Source organism: Pseudomonas sp. FG47 (genome assembly GCF_057809115.1).
This window is the reverse complement of record NZ_JBMDJI010000031.1, coordinates 1-17,611: the sequence shown is the minus strand read 5'-3', so window position 1 is coordinate 17,611 and position 17,611 is coordinate 1. Positions and strand designations below refer to the sequence as shown.

The 17,611-nt window shown below is 64.5% G+C and carries 12 protein-coding genes and 3 pseudogenes; 10 read left to right on the top strand and 5 right to left on the bottom strand.

Annotated elements, in window-relative coordinates:
• Window positions 1-8 precede the first annotated feature (8 nt).
• Together ACODS5_RS19440 and ACODS5_RS19435 are read right to left on the bottom strand one after the other, a co-directional pair.
• The gene (locus ACODS5_RS19440; protein ID WP_489109427.1) at window positions 9-1,013 is read right to left on the bottom strand and encodes an Ig-like domain-containing protein; all 1,005 of its coding nucleotides are present in this window, start codon (window positions 1,011-1,013) and stop codon (window positions 9-11) included.
• 59 nt (window positions 1,014-1,072) lie between these two features.
• Window positions 1,073-5,167, bottom strand: coding sequence for an RCC1 domain-containing protein (locus tag ACODS5_RS19435; protein ID WP_489109426.1), 4,095 nt, complete (start codon window positions 5,165-5,167; stop codon window positions 1,073-1,075).
• Between the two features lie 176 nt (window positions 5,168-5,343).
• Between ACODS5_RS19435 and ACODS5_RS19430 the strand changes: the two genes are divergently transcribed.
• The 9 genes and pseudogenes from ACODS5_RS19430 (at window position 5,344) to ACODS5_RS19390 (ending at window position 14,711) form a co-directional block, all read left to right on the top strand.
• The gene (locus tag ACODS5_RS19430) at window positions 5,344-5,625 is read left to right on the top strand and encodes a peptidylprolyl isomerase (protein ID WP_489109425.1); all 282 of its coding nucleotides are present in this window, start codon (window positions 5,344-5,346) and stop codon (window positions 5,623-5,625) included.
• A 13-nt stretch (window positions 5,626-5,638) separates the two neighbouring features.
• Window positions 5,639-7,552 (top strand): extracellular solute-binding protein, encoded by a 1,914-nt coding sequence (locus ACODS5_RS19425; protein ID WP_489109424.1) that lies wholly within the window; start codon window positions 5,639-5,641, stop codon window positions 7,550-7,552.
• Complete coding sequence (locus tag ACODS5_RS19420) at window positions 7,549-8,607, top strand: microcin C ABC transporter permease YejB (RefSeq protein WP_489109423.1); 1,059 nt, start codon at window positions 7,549-7,551, stop codon at window positions 8,605-8,607. Before ACODS5_RS19425 ends, ACODS5_RS19420 begins: the two co-directional genes overlap by 4 nt.
• Window positions 8,607-9,623, top strand: a complete 1,017-nt coding sequence (locus ACODS5_RS19415; protein WP_489109422.1) for an ABC transporter permease — start codon at window positions 8,607-8,609, stop codon at window positions 9,621-9,623. The genes ACODS5_RS19420 and ACODS5_RS19415 overlap by 1 nt, the downstream gene beginning before the upstream one ends.
• Before the next feature lie 31 nt (window positions 9,624-9,654).
• Window positions 9,655-11,058: pseudogene (locus tag ACODS5_RS19410) on the top strand (sigma-54 interaction domain-containing protein).
• Window positions 11,059-11,350: 292 nt separating this feature from the next.
• Window positions 11,351-11,542: pseudogene (locus ACODS5_RS19405) on the top strand (GntP family permease); the annotation flags it as partial.
• 11 nt (window positions 11,543-11,553) lie between these two features.
• Window positions 11,554-12,324 carry a 3-hydroxybutyrate dehydrogenase gene (gene hbdH / locus ACODS5_RS19400; protein WP_489109421.1) on the top strand — a complete coding sequence of 257 codons (771 nt, stop codon included), beginning with the start codon at window positions 11,554-11,556 and terminating at the stop codon, window positions 12,322-12,324.
• 80 nt (window positions 12,325-12,404) lie between these two features.
• The gene (locus ACODS5_RS19395; protein ID WP_489109420.1) at window positions 12,405-14,354 is read left to right on the top strand and encodes an acetoacetate--CoA ligase; all 1,950 of its coding nucleotides are present in this window, start codon (window positions 12,405-12,407) and stop codon (window positions 14,352-14,354) included.
• Between the two features lie 81 nt (window positions 14,355-14,435).
• Window positions 14,436-14,711, top strand: a complete 276-nt coding sequence (locus ACODS5_RS19390) for a peptidylprolyl isomerase (protein WP_133323846.1) — start codon at window positions 14,436-14,438, stop codon at window positions 14,709-14,711.
• Here ACODS5_RS19390 and ACODS5_RS19385 read toward each other — a convergent pair.
• The 3 genes and pseudogenes from ACODS5_RS19385 to ACODS5_RS19375 form a co-directional block, all read right to left on the bottom strand.
• Window positions 14,708-15,127 carry a CZB domain-containing protein gene (locus tag ACODS5_RS19385; protein ID WP_256660321.1) on the bottom strand — a complete coding sequence of 140 codons (420 nt, stop codon included), beginning with the start codon at window positions 15,125-15,127 and terminating at the stop codon, window positions 14,708-14,710. The genes ACODS5_RS19390 and ACODS5_RS19385 overlap by 4 nt on opposite strands.
• 51 nt (window positions 15,128-15,178) lie before the next feature.
• A pseudogene (locus ACODS5_RS19380) lies at window positions 15,179-15,421 on the bottom strand (methyl-accepting chemotaxis protein); the annotation flags it as partial.
• A 528-nt stretch (window positions 15,422-15,949) separates the two neighbouring features.
• The gene (locus tag ACODS5_RS19375; RefSeq protein ID WP_134693511.1) at window positions 15,950-16,573 is read right to left on the bottom strand and encodes a LysE family translocator; all 624 of its coding nucleotides are present in this window, start codon (window positions 16,571-16,573) and stop codon (window positions 15,950-15,952) included.
• A 133-nt stretch (window positions 16,574-16,706) separates the two neighbouring features.
• On the opposite strand from ACODS5_RS19375, the gene ACODS5_RS19370 reads away from it, so the two are divergent.
• On the top strand, window positions 16,707-17,588 hold the full coding sequence (locus ACODS5_RS19370) for a helix-turn-helix transcriptional regulator (RefSeq protein WP_489109419.1): 882 nt from the start codon (window positions 16,707-16,709) through the stop codon (window positions 17,586-17,588).
• Window positions 17,589-17,611: the final 23 nt, after the last annotated feature.

Sequence of the window (17,611 nt, the reverse complement as noted above, 5' to 3'; positions counted from 1 at the left end):
GACCGAGCTCAGCTCCTGAAACAGAGCACCTGACGCAGCGTGTTGGCGTCAGTCGTCTCGGAGGTCACTGTGTCGTTGCGCGGATCGAAGGTTGTGGCCGTCCTTGAACCTAAGCCGGCCTTCCCCCCCCAGATCGGATAGTCAGGCAGTCCAAGCTCACGCATCTTCAGCGCAAAGCGGCCTTTGAGGTCGTTGAAGTCCAGCGCCTCCGGCAATCGCCCACCAAGCCCTACGCATTGCTGGTTGGCCTGATCCCAGGTCGCCCCCGTGCTGGATACCACCTCGAATTGATGAATGCCCCGTACCGTCAATTGATAAGCCTGCGGCTGCCCCGGCAATTGCGCGCTGATCGTGGCGTTGCCATTGCGCAGGACAGTGACTCTGCCCTGTGAGTCCACGGTCGCGACACTTGTGTCACTGCTGGTGTAGCCCGTCGCACCGGGTGCCTGACGCACGAAACTGAAGACCTCGCGATCCACCCCGGGCTTGGGTAACAACATCTCACCGTTGCGATAGACCGCTACCAACAACTTGCTGCTCAGGTCATGGATGTAGCTGCCGGAAAAACCTTGGGCGAGCTTGAACGAGAGCGGCGGGCTGGCAGCCTGCTCACAGAGTCGCTGCAACGGGAGTGCTGGATCGCCGACGCCGACACAGTAGCTGATCTGCACATCCGCACCCGCGTGGGGCTCGAACAAGGCCTTGGCAAGCAGTAGCCGAATAGGCCTCGTTGAAAGACCGACCACCGTGCGCGGTCCCTCGATCACCTGCCCATTGACCAACAGCCTCACAACCAGGCTCTGTTGGTTGTAGGCCGGGCCACCGGTCATGGTCGTGACCTCCAACCCACTGCCGGGAATATCGCTCGGATCAAGCGTTGCGCCTTCCGTAACCAACGTCGTCGTGGGCACCGCCAAGTCGGCCCACGCAGGGCTCAAGACGGTAGTCAACAGCACACCAAACATCCAGGCCCGGCCAGCCTTGGCCGGCCCTTTATTGAACCAATGGCACATAGCGGTTCTCCTTGGCTGCCAGGGTCTGACGACCCTGACAGCTCACACAGGCAGGGAAGTCAGACGCGACGCAGTTCGTTATCTGCTGCAACCTTGGCGCCAGGCGTTGTGTCCGGATGGCCGGTCACCAGACGATTGCGCAGAAGGGACTGCACCGCCGAACTGTCACCGCCCCCAGCCGGATGCCCCCAGGTCACCACCCGGCCATCGGAGGTCAAGGCAGTGAAACCGTTGCTGTTGGCATAAATCGCCCGCACGTTGGTCAATCCAGGCACAGTGGTGACATTGCCGCCCGAAGTGGCGTGCCCCCAGGCCACCACGGTGCCGTTGCTGCGCAGTGCGGCGAAACTCCAGGCACTGCCCACCACCTGGACGATGTCGTCCAGGTGCAGGATGTTGGCCGGGATGGTGCCGCCATTGTTCACATTGCCCCAGGCCACCACATGCCCGCTGCGTCGGCGGGCACAGAAGGCATGCCAGGTGCTGGTCACCTCGACGATATCGGTGAGCGCCGAGATATTCGGCGGAACGATACCGCCATGGGTGGAGGCCCCCCAGGCCAGGACCTGGCCCGCCGTGGTAATGACCGAGAAGGCCTGGGCAGTGGCGCCTTCAAGGGTGGCGATATCCTTGCGCGCCTTGATGTTCGCCGGTGCGTTCCCGCCATAGGTGGCGTTGCCCCAGGTCTCCACGCTCATGTCGTTGCGACGTACCACGAAGGCCGCGTAGTTGCCTTTGACATAGACGTTGTCGGGACGCTCGGCGATAGCAATAGGTATCGAGCCGCCGTTGGCCTTCTGCCCCCACGCCAGCAGCTGGCCATCGCTGCGCTTGGCGGCAAACGCCAGGCCTGCGCCATAGACATCGTCGATATCCTTGCGCAGGAGAATATCCCCCGGGATGTCCGCGCCATTGGCCATTACCCCCCAGGCACTGAGTGTGTTGGTGTCCTGGCGTTTGCCGACGAACACGGTGGAGTTGCTGCGGATGAAGCGAAATGGCTTGCCCGCGTCCTCGGCACGCAATGCCCCGCCCTCGGCCGCATTGCCCCAGGTCACCACGTTGCCATTGTCCAGCCAGGCCGCACAGGCACTGCGGGTGGTACAGAGCCCACGCGCATTGTCCAACGCCATTCCCGGTCCACGTCCTCCCCAACCCACCATTCCCCAGTAGGCCAAGGCAAAGCGTCCTGGAGTATGCGGCTGGTTCTCGATCAGTGCGGCGAACGCCGCCGTGCCGTTAACCTGGGCATCGTTACCGGTGCCGAACACATTGCCGGGATTGAGCAGCACCGCATCGGACAGGTTACGCACCCGCAGTACCTTCCAAGGCTCCTTGTCCAGCCAGGTGTAACCTGCGGTCCAGGTGGTATCGCCCTGGTACTGCCACTCCACCAGGATCGGCCGTGGGGGCGTGGTAGTGCTGTAGGCGCTGATCACCCGAGACGATCCTGAAGCCCGGTATGTGGAGACGTTGTAACGAGCACCGAACAGACGCATGGTACCGCTGCTGAGCACTCGGCTGACGGTGTAAGCGCTGCTGTCCGAAGGTTCCGTAGGGCCGTTCGGGTTACGGAAAACGGTATAGGACAAATCAACCTTCTGATTGAGTAGCGCTGAAATGTCGGCATAGGGCACGGTGATACTCAGCGCCAGGCCCGCCTCATTCGCCAGCACAGTCCTCGGGTAATACTTGGCCCCATTCGGATGGTTCAGCTTCAGCGTCACCAGGTCACCACCGCGCAACTGAGCAGCTGCCGCGATGTGTACCGTGGCACCGCTGCGCACATCGTCCGGATTGAGATTGCCATTGACGGCCTCGACGAAGATCGGCAACGGCAACGCGGCACCTTGAACCCGTATCGTGATCGGTTTGGAGCTTTGTTCAGCACCCGTGAGCCGATACACGTTGTAGTGCACCAGCACATCGCCGTTGTTGCTGGCCCTGACGACATCGGCCGGGATCCGGTGCTCCTGCGGCTGACCTTGCTGGCCTTCGATGACGCGTTCCGAATGGACATGGACACTGCCTGGATTTTGGCCAGCCCAACTGACCTCCCACTCATCACCGACTTGCAAGTCGGCAGCCGCGACGATGCGCAGCGTGACCGGGTCGTTGGGCGCGAATGGCTTGGCAGGGTCGAGCACCACCCCGCCCGTGCCAAGAAACTTCAGTGGGGGCAGGTCCTTGCTCGGCACCACGCCGATGTTCAGGATCAGCGGTTCAGACGTGCGATCAGGCTCGCCCGATTCAAGGATGGTGTAGGTGACCGTTACCTGGCCGCCCGTGTTATCGAGCAGCAAATCGTGAACGATCGAGAACTTAGCGGGCACGTGCAGGTCCGCAGGCAAATCATCGAAGAACGACTTCCCTACCGCTGCGGCCCAGTTCAGGCGGATCTTTGTCTTCGGTGAGGCGAAGAATTGCACGATCACATCGATGCCATTGGGATTGTCGGCAGGAATGACGTTACCGTCGGCGAATACCGGGAATGTCTCGGGCGCGGGTAAATCATACAAGCTTCGGCCCACCCCAACGGACGTCGTCTCCGATTCCAGAGGCATCGGCAGACCAGCGCGTTCAATCTGGAAACTCAGCGCCAGGCTACCGCCATCGAGCGACACCAGATTCACGGCGGGGTCGATCCTGAAGATGAAGTCCTTGCCTGCCTGCGCGCTGCTGATTCGACGTCGTTCGCTATAACGCAATGGGGTCTGATCCGCCCGGGTCCCTGTCCAGAACAGCGTCACCCAATCAAGCGCCTGCAGGCCAACGGCGGCCTCGATGTGCACGGTAGCGGTCTTGCTGTTGGCCTCTACCCTATCGTCCTTGGCCTCGAGCAAGGTGGGGGCCGTCAGTTGTCGCGCCTGGCCAATGAACGATACGAAACTGCGTTTTGAAGGGAACGTTCCAGCCCCTCGCTGGATCCGGTAAAAGGCAATCCCGGCGCCCATGCCTAGTGCCAGCAAACGAAGATTTTCGATACTGAACGTCACCCCACGTCTAGCATCCAGGCTATTCACGGTTCGCGGAGGGAGTTCATGCTCGAAGATTTGACCCGCCGCGGTAATGCCGCGCCAGATAAGGGTGACAACGTCACCTACCGTTAGATTGAAGCCAGGTGCAAGCCCACGAGCATCGACCATGACGGAAAGATCATTGGCACCCAACTTGCCAAGGTCAATCACATCCACTTGCGCTGGTTCTGAAGTCTGGTCGAAGATCAGCGGCTCGAGCAGGGTGCCATCGTCAAACTCGACTTTGACTGCCCCACGCAATGACCAGTCGCTGGACTGACGCTGAACCTCATCCGTAACCCGATAAACGAGAATAAGCTTGTCGCCCTGCCCGGCGCTCCTGATCACCTCTTCGGGCACGGTAATGACCACTGGTTCTCCGACTTGCGCAGGTTCAACGACTTGCTCTACGAACACACCACCCCAGCTCAATACGATGAGATCGTAAGCCCGCATATAGAGGTAGGCCGGGATGGTTACACTGATATCCTGCTGCCCGGTCACACCCTCAGGAGGTACCGTCGCCTGAGGTGGCAAGAGCCGGAAATGACCAGGCCTGTCGGGCTCAGGATCAACGCCCCCTGGCTGCACCATCCGACTCAGTACGTTCAAGCGCAGGGACTCTTCGGTGTTCCCCGAAGGGGCACGAGTGACGCGATGCCACAACTCGGACACGACACCCTCGATCTGTTCTGGCGAGGGATCTGCGCCAGGCCGGACGAACCCTGGCACCTTTTCGGCCGCTACATAGAGGAAGAAATGGGCACCGGGCTGACCGGACACCGGTGTTTGCCCGGCGGCTGGCGGCGGGCCGACGATGCCAGTGGCCACAGGCATACTCGGGTCACGCCAGAACACCTCGATCCGATCCCCCTCGTTCATTTCCGGATAGGCTTGCACGATAATTTCCAGGCCATTGATGCCTGCCTGGACCATATGGAAGTTGACCCCGACATGCGCGCCGGGTGTGCCGCGCAACGGGTAGACCTGGCGTGGAATGAAAATACGCTGCAAGGTACCCGCAGCGTTGATCGATGGTGTGAAGCTGAGTTTGTTAAAGGCATCCAGCAAGTCCTGGAGAGAGTAATCACCCTCCGGCTGTACGGCTACTAAGTTGTTCTGTGTGTCATTGGCCATGCTGGAGCCCTTTCGAAGTGTGGGAGTAAGTCAACGGTCGCCTGATTGAACGACTGCCAACAGTCACAGCACAACTAACAGAAATGCTAGGTAAAGCGCCTTGGAGCTGTCGCTTGCAACAGACAGCACGCGCGCTTTGCGCTAGGCTTGCGCCTTCATCCACAAGGAGCATCACCATGGCCCACGCCACTGCCCGCCACATCCTCGTCAGCAGCGAAGACAAGTGCAACGAACTCAAGGCCCAGATCGAAGGCGGTGCCGACTTCGCCGAAATCGCCAAGGCCAACTCCACGTGCCCGTCCAGCCGCCAGGGCGGCGACCTGGGTTTGTTCGGTCCAGGCCAGATGGTCAAGGAGTTCGACACCGTGGTGTTCAGCGCGCCGCTGAACGTGGTGCAGGGCCCGGTGAAGACCCAGTTCGGTTACCACCTGCTGGAAGTGACCAGCCGTCAGGACTAAGTCATCGCAGACGATGACCGGCCTTGTAGGAGCGGATTCATCCACGAATGCGTCAGGGCAGGCAAAGTCGCCTGGGAGGACGCTATCGCGGCTGACTGCGCTCCTGCAGGGCCTCTGCGGCCTGCTGTTGTCATGCATGGCCAACGCCGCCCCGACCCACGCCCTCACCGTCTACGGTGAAGCCCCCCGCTACCCCGCGAACTTCCACCACTTCGACTACGTCAACCCGGCGGCCCCCAAGGGCGGCAGCCTGCGCCGCTCGGCCATGGAGATTGGCCAGTTCGACCATGTCCTGCCGTACATCGACAACGGCACCGGCGTCAGCCAGGTCGATGGCTGGCTGTACGCGCCGTTGGCGCTGCGCTCGCTCGACGAGCCCTACACGGTCTACGGCCTGATCGCCCAGCGCCTGGAACGCGGCCCCGAGGATGCCTGGCTGCGGGTCTACCTCGACCCACGGGCCACGTTCGCCGACGGCAAGCCGGTGCGTGCCGAGGACGTGCGCTTCAGCTTCGATGTGCTGATGGGCCAGGGCAGCCTGAAGTACCGCACGCAGTTCACCGACGTCAGCGGTGTGACGGTCGAAGGCCCGCGCCAGGTGCGTTTTGACTTCAAGCCGGGCCATGGCCGCACCCTGCCCCTGGAACTGGCAGGCCTGCCGGTGCTGCCCGAACACGATTGGCAGCAACGTGATTTTGCCAACGGCGCCGGTTTCGACCAGCCGCTGGGCAGCGGTCCCTACCGCATCGGCCGGATCGACAATGGCCGCAGCATCACCTTCGAGCGCGACCCCAACTGGTGGGCCCGGGACCTGCCGGTGGCCCGCGGCCTGTACAACTTCGCGCGGATCCGCATCGAGTACTTCGGAGACACCGAAGTCGCCCGCCAGGTGCTCAAGGGCGGCGGCTACGACTACAACCGCGAATACTCCGCCACCGCCTACACCCTGGGCTACAACGGCGCGGCGCTGGACGACGGTCGCCTGCGCCGCGCCCACCTGGGCCCGGCCAAGCCGCAGATCGCCCAGGGTTTCGTGTTCAACCTGGACAAGCCACAGTTCAAGGACCGTCGGGTGCGCCAGGCGCTGGCCTTGCTCTGGGACTTCGAGTGGAGCAACCGGCAGATGATGCGCAACCTGTACATCCGCCAGCAGAGCCTGTTCTCCAACACCCCGCTGGCCGCCCGGGCGCTGCCCGACGCCGACGAGCTCAAGGTGCTCGAGCCGCTGCGCGGCAAGGTGCCGGACGAGGTGTTCAGCCAGGTGTTCAACGCCCCGGTCACCGACGGTTCAGGCATCATCCGCAAGCAACAACTGCAGGCCCTTGCCCTGCTCGAGGCGGCAGGCTGGCAGCCCCAGGGCGACCGCCTGGTGAATGCGGCGGGGGAGCCGCTGAGCTTCACTTTCCTCAATGGCCAGTCGGGCATGGAGCGCCTGCTGCTGCCGTGGAAACGCAACCTGGCGCAGATCGGCGTCGAGCTGAACATCCGCAACATAGACGCGGCGCAGTACGTCAACCGGGTGATGGCCCGCGACTACGACATGGTCGTCACCGGTTACCCGGTCACCCTGTCGCCGGGCAGCGAGCTGTACACCTATTTTGGCTCGGCCGCGGCCAACGACCCCGGCTCGAACAACCTGATGGTGCTCAAGGACCCGGCCGTGGACCATCTACTCGACGGCCTGGCACGGGCCAGCACACAAGCCGACATGCTGCGCCATGCCCATGCCCTGGACCGGGTGCTGCAATGGAACTACTACTGGATCCCCAATTATTACCCGCCTGGCAGCTCGACGGTGTGGTGGAACCGCTTCGGCCTGCCCAAGATCCAGGCCGCCTATGACGAAGGCCTGGACACCTGGTGGGAGATCAGCCCAACGCCGTTGACCCGTGAGCAGTTGGCCGCGCGTCAGGGAAAAACGCCATGACCGCCTATATCCTGCGCCGCCTGCTGCTGATCGTCCCGACCTTGCTGGCGATCCTGCTGGTCAACTTCGCCATCGTCCAGGCCGCGCCTGGCGGGCCGGTTGAGCAGGCCGTGGCGCGCCTGCAGGGCATCGGCGGCGGCGCGCCGGGCGCACGGGTCGAGGCGCTCCAGGGCGGCTCGCGGGCCAGCCGTGGCCTGGACCCGAAACTGATCGAGCAGATCAAGCACCAGTACGGTTTCGACAAGTCCGCCCCCGAGCGCCTGTGGCTGATGCTCGGCCAGTACGCGCGGCTGGATTTTGGCCAGAGCTTCTTTCGCGGCGCCAAGGTCACCGAGTTGATCCTCGACAAGCTGCCGGTCACCTTGTCGCTGGGCTTCTGGACGACGCTGATCACCTACCTGGTATCGATCCCGCTGGGCATACGCAAGGCCGTCCGCCATGGCAGCCGCTTCGATGCCTGGAGCAGCGCGTTGATCGTCATCGGTTACGCCCTGCCCTCGTTCCTGTTCGCCTTGCTGCTGATCGTGCTATTCGCCGGCGGCACCTCGCTCAACTGGTTCCCGGTGCGCGGCCTGGTGTCGGACGACTTCGACCAGCTCAGCCTGTTGGGCAAAGTGGCCGACTACTTCTGGCACCTGGTGCTGCCGGTGGGCGCGCTGGTGATCGGTGGCTTCGCCACCCTGACCCTGCTGACCAAGAACGCCTTTCTCGAGGAGATCTCGCGCCAGTACGTGGTCACCGCCCGGGCCAAGGGCCTGAGCGAGCGCCGGGTGCTGTACGGGCACGTGTTGCGCAACGCCATGCTGCTGGTGGTGGCCGGGGTGCCGCAGGCCTTGATCACGGTGTTCTTCGCCGGTTCCTTGCTGATCGAGGTGATCTTCTCCCTCGACGGCCTGGGGCGCCTGAGCTACGAGGCGGCGGTGTCGCGGGATTACCCGGTGGTGTTCGGCACGCTGTTCATCTTCACCCTGGCCGGCTTGCTCATCCGCCTGATCGGTGACCTGTGCTACACCTTGCTCGACCCGCGCATCGACTTCGACACGAGGGGCCGCTGATGCTCTCGCCCATCGCTCGGCGCCGCCTGCAACGCTTTCGTGGCAATCGCCTTGGCTGGGGCTCGCTGTGGCTGTTCGCCGCGTTGCTGCTACTGAGCCTCGGCGCCGAGCTGGTGGCCAACGACAAGCCGCTGCTGCTTGGCTACCAGGGCGAGCTGTATAGCCCTGCGCTCAAGCGCTATACCGAGCAGCAGTTCGGCGGCCAGTTGCCTTTCCAGCCAGATTACCGCAGCCAGTACGTGCGCCAGCTGATCGAGGGCCAGGGCGGCTGGATGCTGTTCGCGCCGATCCCGTTCAGCGCCGACACGCCCAACTACGACTTGCAGGTGCCCACCCCCAGCCCACCGAGCACGGTCAATTGGCTGGGCACCGACGACCAGGGCCGCGATGTGCTGGCGCGGGTGCTGTACGGCACCCGGGTGTCGCTGCTGTTCGCCTTCGCCTTGACCATGCTCAGCGTGCTGATCGGCGTGACCGCCGGTGCCCTGCAGGGTTACCACGGCGGCTGGGTCGACCTGCTCGGTCAACGTTTGCTGGAAGTGTGGTCGGGGTTGCCGGTGCTGTACCTGCTGATCATCCTGTCCGGTTTCGTCGAGCCGGATTTCTGGTGGCTACTGGGGATCATGGCGCTGTTCTCCTGGCTCGCCCTGGTCGATGTGGTGCGCGCCGAGTTTCTCCGCGGGCGCAACCTGGAGTATGTGAAGGCCGCGCGGGCATTGGGCTTGCCGGACACCCAGGTGATGCTGCGGCATATCCTGCCCAATGCCATGAACGCAACCCTGAGCTATGTGCCGTTCATGCTCACCGGGGCGATCACCACCCTGACCGCGCTGGACTTTCTTGGCTTCGGCATGCCGGCGGGCAGCGCCTCGTTGGGTGAGCTGGTGACCCAGGGCAAGCAGCACCTGGAAGCGCCTTGGCTGGGCTTCACCGCGTTCTTTGCCCTGGCGCTGATCCTGTCGTTGCTGGTATTGATCGGCGATGCGCTGCGCGAGGCCTTCGATCCACGACGATAGCCACGACACGATCCCTGTAGGAGTGGCAATCATGAATCAACGGACAGCTTCGATACACGACAACCTCAAGGACTACCTCCAGGCCCGGCAACTGGCGATCCGCTCGCTGTTCGAGATCATCGAACAGTCCAGCGAGGGCACGGTGATCGTCGACCGCCAGGCGCGCATCGTCTGGATGAACGAGCGCTATGCCCGGCGCTTCGGCCTGGCCGACGCCGCCAGCGCCATCGGCCAGCCCTGCGAGGCGGTGATCCCAGGCAGCTTGATGCGCGAGGTGGTGAGCAACAGCAAGCCGATCCTGCTGGACATGCTCGACACCGCCAACGAGCCGCTGGTGGTGATGCGCCTGCCGATCCATGACGACCATGGCGCGCTGATCGGCGCCATCGGTTTTGCCCTCTTCGACGAGCTGCGCAGCCTGTCACCGCTGCTCAAGCGCTATGCGACCCTGCAGCAGGAGCTGGCCAGCACCCGCTCGCAACTGCGCGCGCCAGGCGCGCTACAGCTTCGCCCAGTTCGTCGGCAGCAGCGCCGCCTGCCTGGAGGCCAAGCGCCGGGCCAGACGTGGCGCCGCCAGCGACTCGCCGGTACTGCTGCTGGGCGAGACCGGCACCGGCAAGGAACTGCTGGCCCATGACATCCACGCCGCCTCGCCACGGGCGCCCAAGGCCTTCGTCAGCATCAATAGCGCGGCAATCCCGGAAACCTTGCTCGAGGCCGAATTCTTCGGCACCGCCCCCGGCGCCTTCACCGGCGCCGAGCGCAAGGGCCGCAATGGCAAGCTGCAACTGGCCGAGGGCGGCACGCTGTTTCTGGACGAGATCGGCGACATGCCCCTGGCCCTGCAAAGCAAGCTGCTGCGGGTGCTGCAGGAGAAGGAGTACGAGCCGGTGGGCTCCAACCAGATGCTGCGCAGCGATGTGCGGATCATCGCCGCTACCTCCATCGACCTGCAGGCGGCCATGGCCCAGGGGACGTTCCGCGCCGACCTGTACTACCGGCTGAATGTGCTGCCGATCGAGGTACCGCCGCTGCGCGAGCGCCTGGAGGACCTGCCGGCCTTGTGCGAGGCAATCCTCGCCGAGCTGGGCAGCCAGTATGAGCTGGAACCTGAGGCCCAGGCGCTGCTGGGGCGCCATGCCTGGCCGGGAAATATTCGCGAGCTGCGCAATGTCCTGGAGCGCACGACCTTGCTGGCGGACCAGCCGCGGCTGAGCGCGCAGGACCTGGCCAATGCGCTGGGCCCGGTAAGCCCGGTGCAGGTCGCCGCGCCGTCGTTGAGTTATCGCGAGGCCTGTGTTCAGTTCGAGCGGGGGGGATTGTCGATGCCCTCGCCCGCAATGCCGGGAGTGTGCCGCAAGCGGCGCAGGCATTGGGCTTGGGGCGCTCGACGCTGTACAAGAAAATGGTCGCGCTGGGCATTTCGTCTCAATAATGAGAGTTTAGTTTCCGAATAGAGACGCCCCCCTGTAGGAGCCGGCTTGCCGGCGAACCAGACGACGCGATGGATGACACCGGCCATGCCGGTGTTCGCCGGCAAGCCGGCTCCTACAGGGGATGGACGAACGTCTCAAGATCGAGACAAATTTGCTAAAAATTAAATATTTACCCAATAAAATCAACTAGTTACACAATTGGCACGAATATCGCCAACAGCGAATCCAACCATAAAAACAACAGTTGGAGACCCCTCGATGACCGTGCTCATCGCCCTCGCCGCCCTGGCCCTGCTGATGGTCGCCGCCATGGCCAGCGGCGGCATGGGCACACTGCCGCACAACGGCGCGGTGATCACCCTGCTGGCGGTGACCGGGCTGACCCACCGCGAGGCGTACAAGGACATTTTCGGCATTACCCTGATCAAGACCCTGGCGGTGTTCGTGGTCATCGCCACGTTCTACGCCACCGGCATCGTATGAAGGAGAACAGCATGACGCTCAAAGGCAAGACCGCACTGGTCACCGGTTCCACCAGCGGCATCGGCCTAGGGATCGCCCAGGTATTGGCCGAGGCCGGCGCCAACATCCTGCTCAACGGTTTCGGCGACCCGGCACCGGCCATCGCCGAAATCGCCCGGCACGGCGTGAACGTTGCCCATCATCCGGCCGACCTGGCCGACGTGGCGCAGATCGAACAGCTGTTCGCCATGGCCGCGCGTAAATTCGGCGCCGTGGACATTTTGGTCAACAATGCCGGTATCCAGCACGTGGCGCCGGTCGAACAGTTCCCGGTCGAGGCCTGGGACAAGATCATCGCGCTGAACCTCTCGGCGGTGTTCCATGGCAGCCGCCTGGCGCTGCCGGGCATGCGGGCGCGGGGCTGGGGGCGGATCATCAACATCGCCTCGGTGCACGGGCTGGTCGGCTCCACCGGCAAGGCCGCCTACGTGGCGGCCAAGCATGGCGTGGTCGGCCTGACCAAGGTGATCGGCCTGGAAACCGCCACCAGCAACGTCACCTGCAATGCCCTCTGTCCCGGCTGGGTGTTGACGCCGTTGGTGCAGCAACAGATCGACGATCGCGCCGGCAATGGCGGCGACCCGCTGCAAGCACAACACGACCTGCTGGCGGAAAAGCAGCCATCGCAGGCCTTCGTCACCCCTCGCCATCTCGGCGAACTGGCGCTGTTCCTGTGCAGCGAGGCCGGCAGCCAGGTGCGCGGCGCGGCCTGGAATGTCGATGGCGGTTGGCTGGCGCAGTGAAACGGCTAGAGTGAAAGGAGGATGGCACCGGCCTTGGCCGGCGCCTACCTGCGGCCACCCTACCTTTGAGGGCTCCTGACATGCACGACGTACTCTGGCGCCCCACCACCCGCCAGATCGAAGCCAGCCGGATGGACGCCTTCCGCCGCTGGGTCAACTTGCGTTTCAACCTGCAACTGGACGACTACCCCGCCCTGCATCGCTGGAGCATCGAGCAACGCGCACAGTTCTGGCAGGCCCTGGCTGAATACTTCCAGGTGCGCTGGCACATCCCGCCCAGCAGCGCCCTGGTGGAAGGCCCGCAGATGAGCGATGCCCGCTGGTTCACTGGCGCCACCCTGAATTTCGCCGAACACCTGCTGCAACGTCGCGACGACCGCCCGGCCGTGGTCGCCGTGGGCGAGGATGGCAGCCGCCACAGCCTCACCCACAACCAGCTGGCCGCCCAGGTGGCCGGGCTGCAACAGGCCCTGCGCCAGCTCGGCATCCAGCCCGGCGATCGCATTGCGGCAATAATGCCCAACACCTGGCAGACCCTGGTCGCCATGCTCGCCGCCAGCAGCCTTGGGGCGGTGTGGTCCAGCTGCTCGCCAGAGTTCGGCGCCCACGCCATCATCGACCGTTTCAGCCAGATCGTGCCGCGGGTGTTGATCGCCTGCGCCGGCTACCAGTATGCCGGCAAGACCTTCGACCAGGTCGACACGCTCAACCAGGTAATCGCCCAGTTGCCGCAACTGCAGCACCTGCTGGTGCTGCCGCACAGTCGCGCCGTCACCCGTGCCGATGAATTCGGCCCGGTGCCGACCACGCTGTGGGACGACTTCTTCCAGCCCGGCGGCAGTCCGACCTTCACCGCCCTGCCCTTCGACCATCCGCTGTATATCCTCTATTCCAGCGGCACCACCGGCGTGCCCAAGTGCATCGTCCACCGCGCCGGCGGCGTGCTATTGCAGCACCTCAAGGAGCACGGCCTGCACAACGACCTGAAGGCCGACGAGGTGTTGTTCTACTACACCACCTGCGGCTGGATGATGTGGAACTGGCTGGTGAGCGGCCTGGCAGTAGGTGCCACCCTGGTGCTGTACGATGGCTCGCCGTTGCACCCTGGGCCCGAGCGCCTGCTGGACCTGATCGACGCCGAAGGCATCCACGCCTTCGGCACCAGCCCCAAGTACCTGGCGGCGCTGGAACAGGCCGGGGTCAAGCCGGCCAGCTCCCATCGGCTGGACAGCCTGCGGCTGATGCTGTGCACCGGCTCGCCGCTGTCGCCCCACAGCTACGACTATGTATACCGCCAATTCAAGGCCGAGCTGTGCCTGGCGTCGATGTCCGGGGGGACCGATATCGTCGCCTGCTTCGTGCTCGGCAACCCGTTGCTGGCGGTGCGCCGTGGTGAAATCGCCGGCAAGGGCCTGGGCATGGCGGTGCAGGTGTGGAACGAGAAGGGCCAGCCGGTCACCGGCGAAAAAGGCGAACTGGTGTGCATCCATCCCTTCCCCTCGATGCCCTTGGGCTTCTGGGGCGACCGCGATGGCAGCCGCTATCACCAGGCGTACTTCAGCCAGTTCGAGGGGGTCTGGTGCCAGGGCGACTATGCCGAGCAACTGCCGACAGGCGGGCTGGTCATCCATGGGCGCTCCGATGCCGTGCTCAACCCCGGTGGTGTGCGCATCGGCACCGCGGAGATCTACCGGCAGGTGGAGAAGGTCGAGCAAGTGCTGGAAAGCGTGGCCATCGCTCAGGATTGGCAAGGCGACGTGCGCGTGGTGCTGTTCGTGCGCCTGGGTCACGGCCTGCAACTGGACGACTCGCTGCGCCAGCGCATCCGCCAGGTGATCCGCCAGTTCGCCACGCCGCGCCATGTGCCGGCGGTGATCGTCCAGGTCAGCGATATTCCCCGCACCCTCAGCGGCAAGCTGGTGGAGCTGGCGATTCGCAATGTGGTGCACGGGTTACCGGTAAAGAACACCGACGCGTTGGCCAATCCCGAGGCGCTGGAGCAGTTTCGCGACCGTGCGGAACTGCGCTGAGCCGATCGCCAGCGCGCTTGCGCTTGCACCCCGACGCGGCATAATGGCGCCCTTTTTGCGCCGCAACACAGGGACCCCACCATGAAAGCCCAAGCTCGCCACATCCTGGTCAAGACCGCTGAAGAGGCCGAGAAACTCAAGCAGCGCATCGCCAACGGCGAGGCCTTCGACGTGCTGGCGAAGAAATTCTCCACCTGCCCGTCGGGCAAGCGCGGCGGCGACCTGGGCGAAGTGCGCCCGGGGCAGATGGTCGGCGCCATCGACCAGGTTATTTTCAAGAAGCCCCTGCGCGTGGTGCACGGCCCGATCAAGAGCAAGTTCGGTTACCACCTGGTGCAGACCTTCTACCGCGACTAAGCCCGCCGCTGCAGCAGGGCCGGCGCTTGCTCGCCGCTGGCCACCACCCGTTCCAACCCCTCCTGCACCCCCAGGCTGGCGCGTTCCATGTCGGCCACGGCCTTGAGCATGGCCGCGGTATCCCCCGCCACATGGGCATTGAGCGCATCGAACGCCCCACGGTGCACGGCTGCGTGGGGCGCGTCGATCTCCGGATAGCCGGCCAGGTGGGCATAGTGCCGGGCGCCATCGCCCTCGCGGTACCACTTGCCCAGACGGCAACCGGTGTGGTCGGTGAAGTCCGCCAGCCCCTCCTGCGACACACCGAACAACACCTTGTACACGCGAAACTTGTAGAGCAGGTGATCGAGCTTGGCCAACTCGCAGAAACTGCGCAGCGCCGACACCGATGCCGAGCTTTCCGCCACCGTCGACATATCCAGCAACTGGCGCATGGTGCTGGCCGCGGACTGGCCCACGGCACTGTAGGACGAAGACTGTTCGGCCAGGCTGGCAATGTGGCCCCGGCTTTGCGCACTGTCGGCACGAATCGCCGAGACCAGCGTGCCGATTTCGGCGGTGGCGTCGGCCGTACGCCGGGCCAGGGTCCGGACTTCGTCGGCCACCACGGCAAAACCGCGCCCGGCATCACCGGCTCGCGCCGCCTCGATGGCCGCGTTCAGGGCGAGCAGGTTGGTCTGGTCCGCCACCTCGCGGATGATTTCCAGCACACCGCCAACCTGCTGGGCCTGGTGGTCGAGTTTGCCGACCTTTTCCGATGCCTCGCCAGAAGCATCGGCCAGTTGCTCGAGGTTGTCGGCGATCGCATCGATGCTGCTCTGGTTATTGCTGGCGATGCCCTGGATGCGAATGGCGTACTCGCGCTCCTGCTCCATGCTGTGGGCCAGGCTGGCGAACGAGGTCTGAGTCATTTCCAGGGACTGCGAAAACGCCGACAAGTTGCCCGCCAGACGGGTGAGCACCTGGTTCTCCTGCGACAACAGGGTGGCCTGCGCCTCGGCGGCGGCGGCACGCCGTTGCGCTTCGACCAGTTGCTCGCGCACCTGTTGCAACGCATTGTTCAGGTCGTTGATTTGCTTATCCTGCTGGCCTGCTTTGTTCCACCACTTCACACTTGGCTCCTGGGACGTGCCCACCGCTTGATACCCGGCACCTCTGCGGGCATTGACCGGTAAAAATCCCAGCATCCGGGCAGCGGCGCAAGCATCACCTGGCAGTCAAAACAGCGGATCAGCCCGTCAGCGGCGCGCGGCCAACAGGCCCAGGCCCGCGCAGCCCAGCAGCGCAGCGCTGACCCGGTTGAACAACCGACGCGGCCCAGGCCGTTCGAACCAGCGTTGCAGGTAGGCACCGAGCCCGGCATAGATGGCAATGGCCGCCCACTCCAGCAACAGGAACAGCGCGCCCAATTGTAGGAACTGCTCGCCGACCGGGACGGTGCTGCCCACCGAAACGAACTGCGGCAGGAACGCGGTGAAGATCAGGATGGCCTTGGGGTTGCCCGCCGCCACCCAAAACTCCTGGCGCGCCAGCTTCCAGGTGCCGCGAGGCTGCTCGCCGGTGGCTGCGGCCTGCACCACCGGTGCCCGCCATAACTGCCAGGCGATGTAGAACAAGTAGCCGGCGCCCAGCACCTTGATCGCCAGGAACAGGTATTCACTGGTATGCAGCACCACTGCCAGGCCCATGGCCGCCAGGGCGATCATGCCGCTGAAGGCCAACAGGCGCCCGGCGCCAGCCACACAGGCGGTGCGCAGGCCATAGCGGCTGGCATTGTGCAGCGACAGCAGGTTGTTCGGCCCGGGGGCCATGTTCAGGGCAAAACAGGCAGGGATGAACAGCAGCAGGCTCGACAGGTCCATTCTTATTCTCCTTCACGGGCCCGCAGCGTCGCGCCCGTCGGGTCATGGCGTCAAGCACAGCGACGAGCTGAATGACCGGCACAGTGGCCAGCAGGTAGACTGCGATTTTCCGCCAGCCTCCAGGTCGCCGGCCATGTCCCCTCACCGCAGCGAAATCTGGCACGATCCGGCCCTGCCCTATGTCGAAAGCCGCCGCGCCTGCCATAGCCGCGCCTGTTACCGGGCCCATAGCCACCCGAGTTTATCCATCGGCGCGGTGGACGCCGGGTTCAGCCGTTTTACCGGCGCTGGCGAGGGTGAGGTGCGCCTGACCCCGGGCACCTTGGTACTGGTGCCTGCCGAGCGGGTGCATGCTTGCAATCCCGAGCCAGGACAGGCCTGGAGCTACCAGATGCTGCACCTGGATGCCCAATGGCTGCGCAACCTGCGCCTGGAGTCGGGGGTGGCCGCCGCAGAGCCGGGGGCCGCGGCACGGATCGTGCGATCGAGGGCTGTCTATCGACAGTTCTGTGCACTCAACGCGCTGCTGTTTTCAGCGGCGTCAACGCTTGAGAAAGAGGCCGCGCTGGTGGCGTTCGTCGGCGACCAGGATTTTTCCGCCCACCCGGCCCTGCTGCCGGCGCCAGCGCTGCAACCGTCGCTGCTGCGCGAACTGCTGGGGCGGCTCGAGGCGCAAGCGCTGGACGGGCCGAGCCTGGGGCAGTTGGCCGAGCGGGCCGGCATGGGGCGTTACCAGCTGATTCGCGCCTTTGCCGCCGCCACAGGGCTGACGCCCCATGCTTACCTGCTTAACGCCCGGGTGAACCAGGCGCGCGCACTGCTGCGCCAGGGTCAGGCGTTGGCGGAGGTTGCCTACCGCCTGGGGTTTGCCGACCAGGCGCACTTCCAGCGGGTGTTCAAGGCCCATGCTGGGGTGACGCCTGGGGTGTATCGGGCATCCGCCATCACCCCAGGCGCCGCGATGGCGGGCAGCGGCGGTGCCAGTGTTCGCCGGCAAGCCGGCTCCTACAGTTGAGTGACCGACACCGGCCCGTAGGA

What these genes read in the sequence shown, in the direction of transcription:
- ACODS5_RS19440 (WP_489109427.1), bottom strand. Translation starts at nt 1,013, where the DNA reads ATGTGCCATTGGTTCAATAAAGGGCCGGCCAAGGCTGGCCGGGCCTGG.
- ACODS5_RS19435 (WP_489109426.1), bottom strand. Translation starts at nt 5,167, where the DNA reads ATGGCCAATGACACACAGAACAACTTAGTAGCCGTACAGCCGGAGGGT.
- ACODS5_RS19430 (WP_489109425.1), top strand. Translation starts at nt 5,344, where the DNA reads ATGGCCCACGCCACTGCCCGCCACATCCTCGTCAGCAGCGAAGACAAG.
- ACODS5_RS19425 (WP_489109424.1), top strand. Translation starts at nt 5,639, where the DNA reads ATGACCGGCCTTGTAGGAGCGGATTCATCCACGAATGCGTCAGGGCAG.
- ACODS5_RS19420 (WP_489109423.1), top strand. Translation starts at nt 7,549, where the DNA reads ATGACCGCCTATATCCTGCGCCGCCTGCTGCTGATCGTCCCGACCTTG.
- ACODS5_RS19415 (WP_489109422.1), top strand. Translation starts at nt 8,607, where the DNA reads ATGCTCTCGCCCATCGCTCGGCGCCGCCTGCAACGCTTTCGTGGCAAT.
- hbdH (WP_489109421.1), top strand. Translation starts at nt 11,554, where the DNA reads ATGACGCTCAAAGGCAAGACCGCACTGGTCACCGGTTCCACCAGCGGC.
- ACODS5_RS19395 (WP_489109420.1), top strand. Translation starts at nt 12,405, where the DNA reads ATGCACGACGTACTCTGGCGCCCCACCACCCGCCAGATCGAAGCCAGC.
- ACODS5_RS19390 (WP_133323846.1), top strand. Translation starts at nt 14,436, where the DNA reads ATGAAAGCCCAAGCTCGCCACATCCTGGTCAAGACCGCTGAAGAGGCC.
- ACODS5_RS19385 (WP_256660321.1), bottom strand. Translation starts at nt 15,127, where the DNA reads ATGTCGACGGTGGCGGAAAGCTCGGCATCGGTGTCGGCGCTGCGCAGT.
- ACODS5_RS19375 (WP_134693511.1), bottom strand. Translation starts at nt 16,573, where the DNA reads ATGGACCTGTCGAGCCTGCTGCTGTTCATCCCTGCCTGTTTTGCCCTG.
- ACODS5_RS19370 (WP_489109419.1), top strand. Translation starts at nt 16,707, where the DNA reads ATGTCCCCTCACCGCAGCGAAATCTGGCACGATCCGGCCCTGCCCTAT.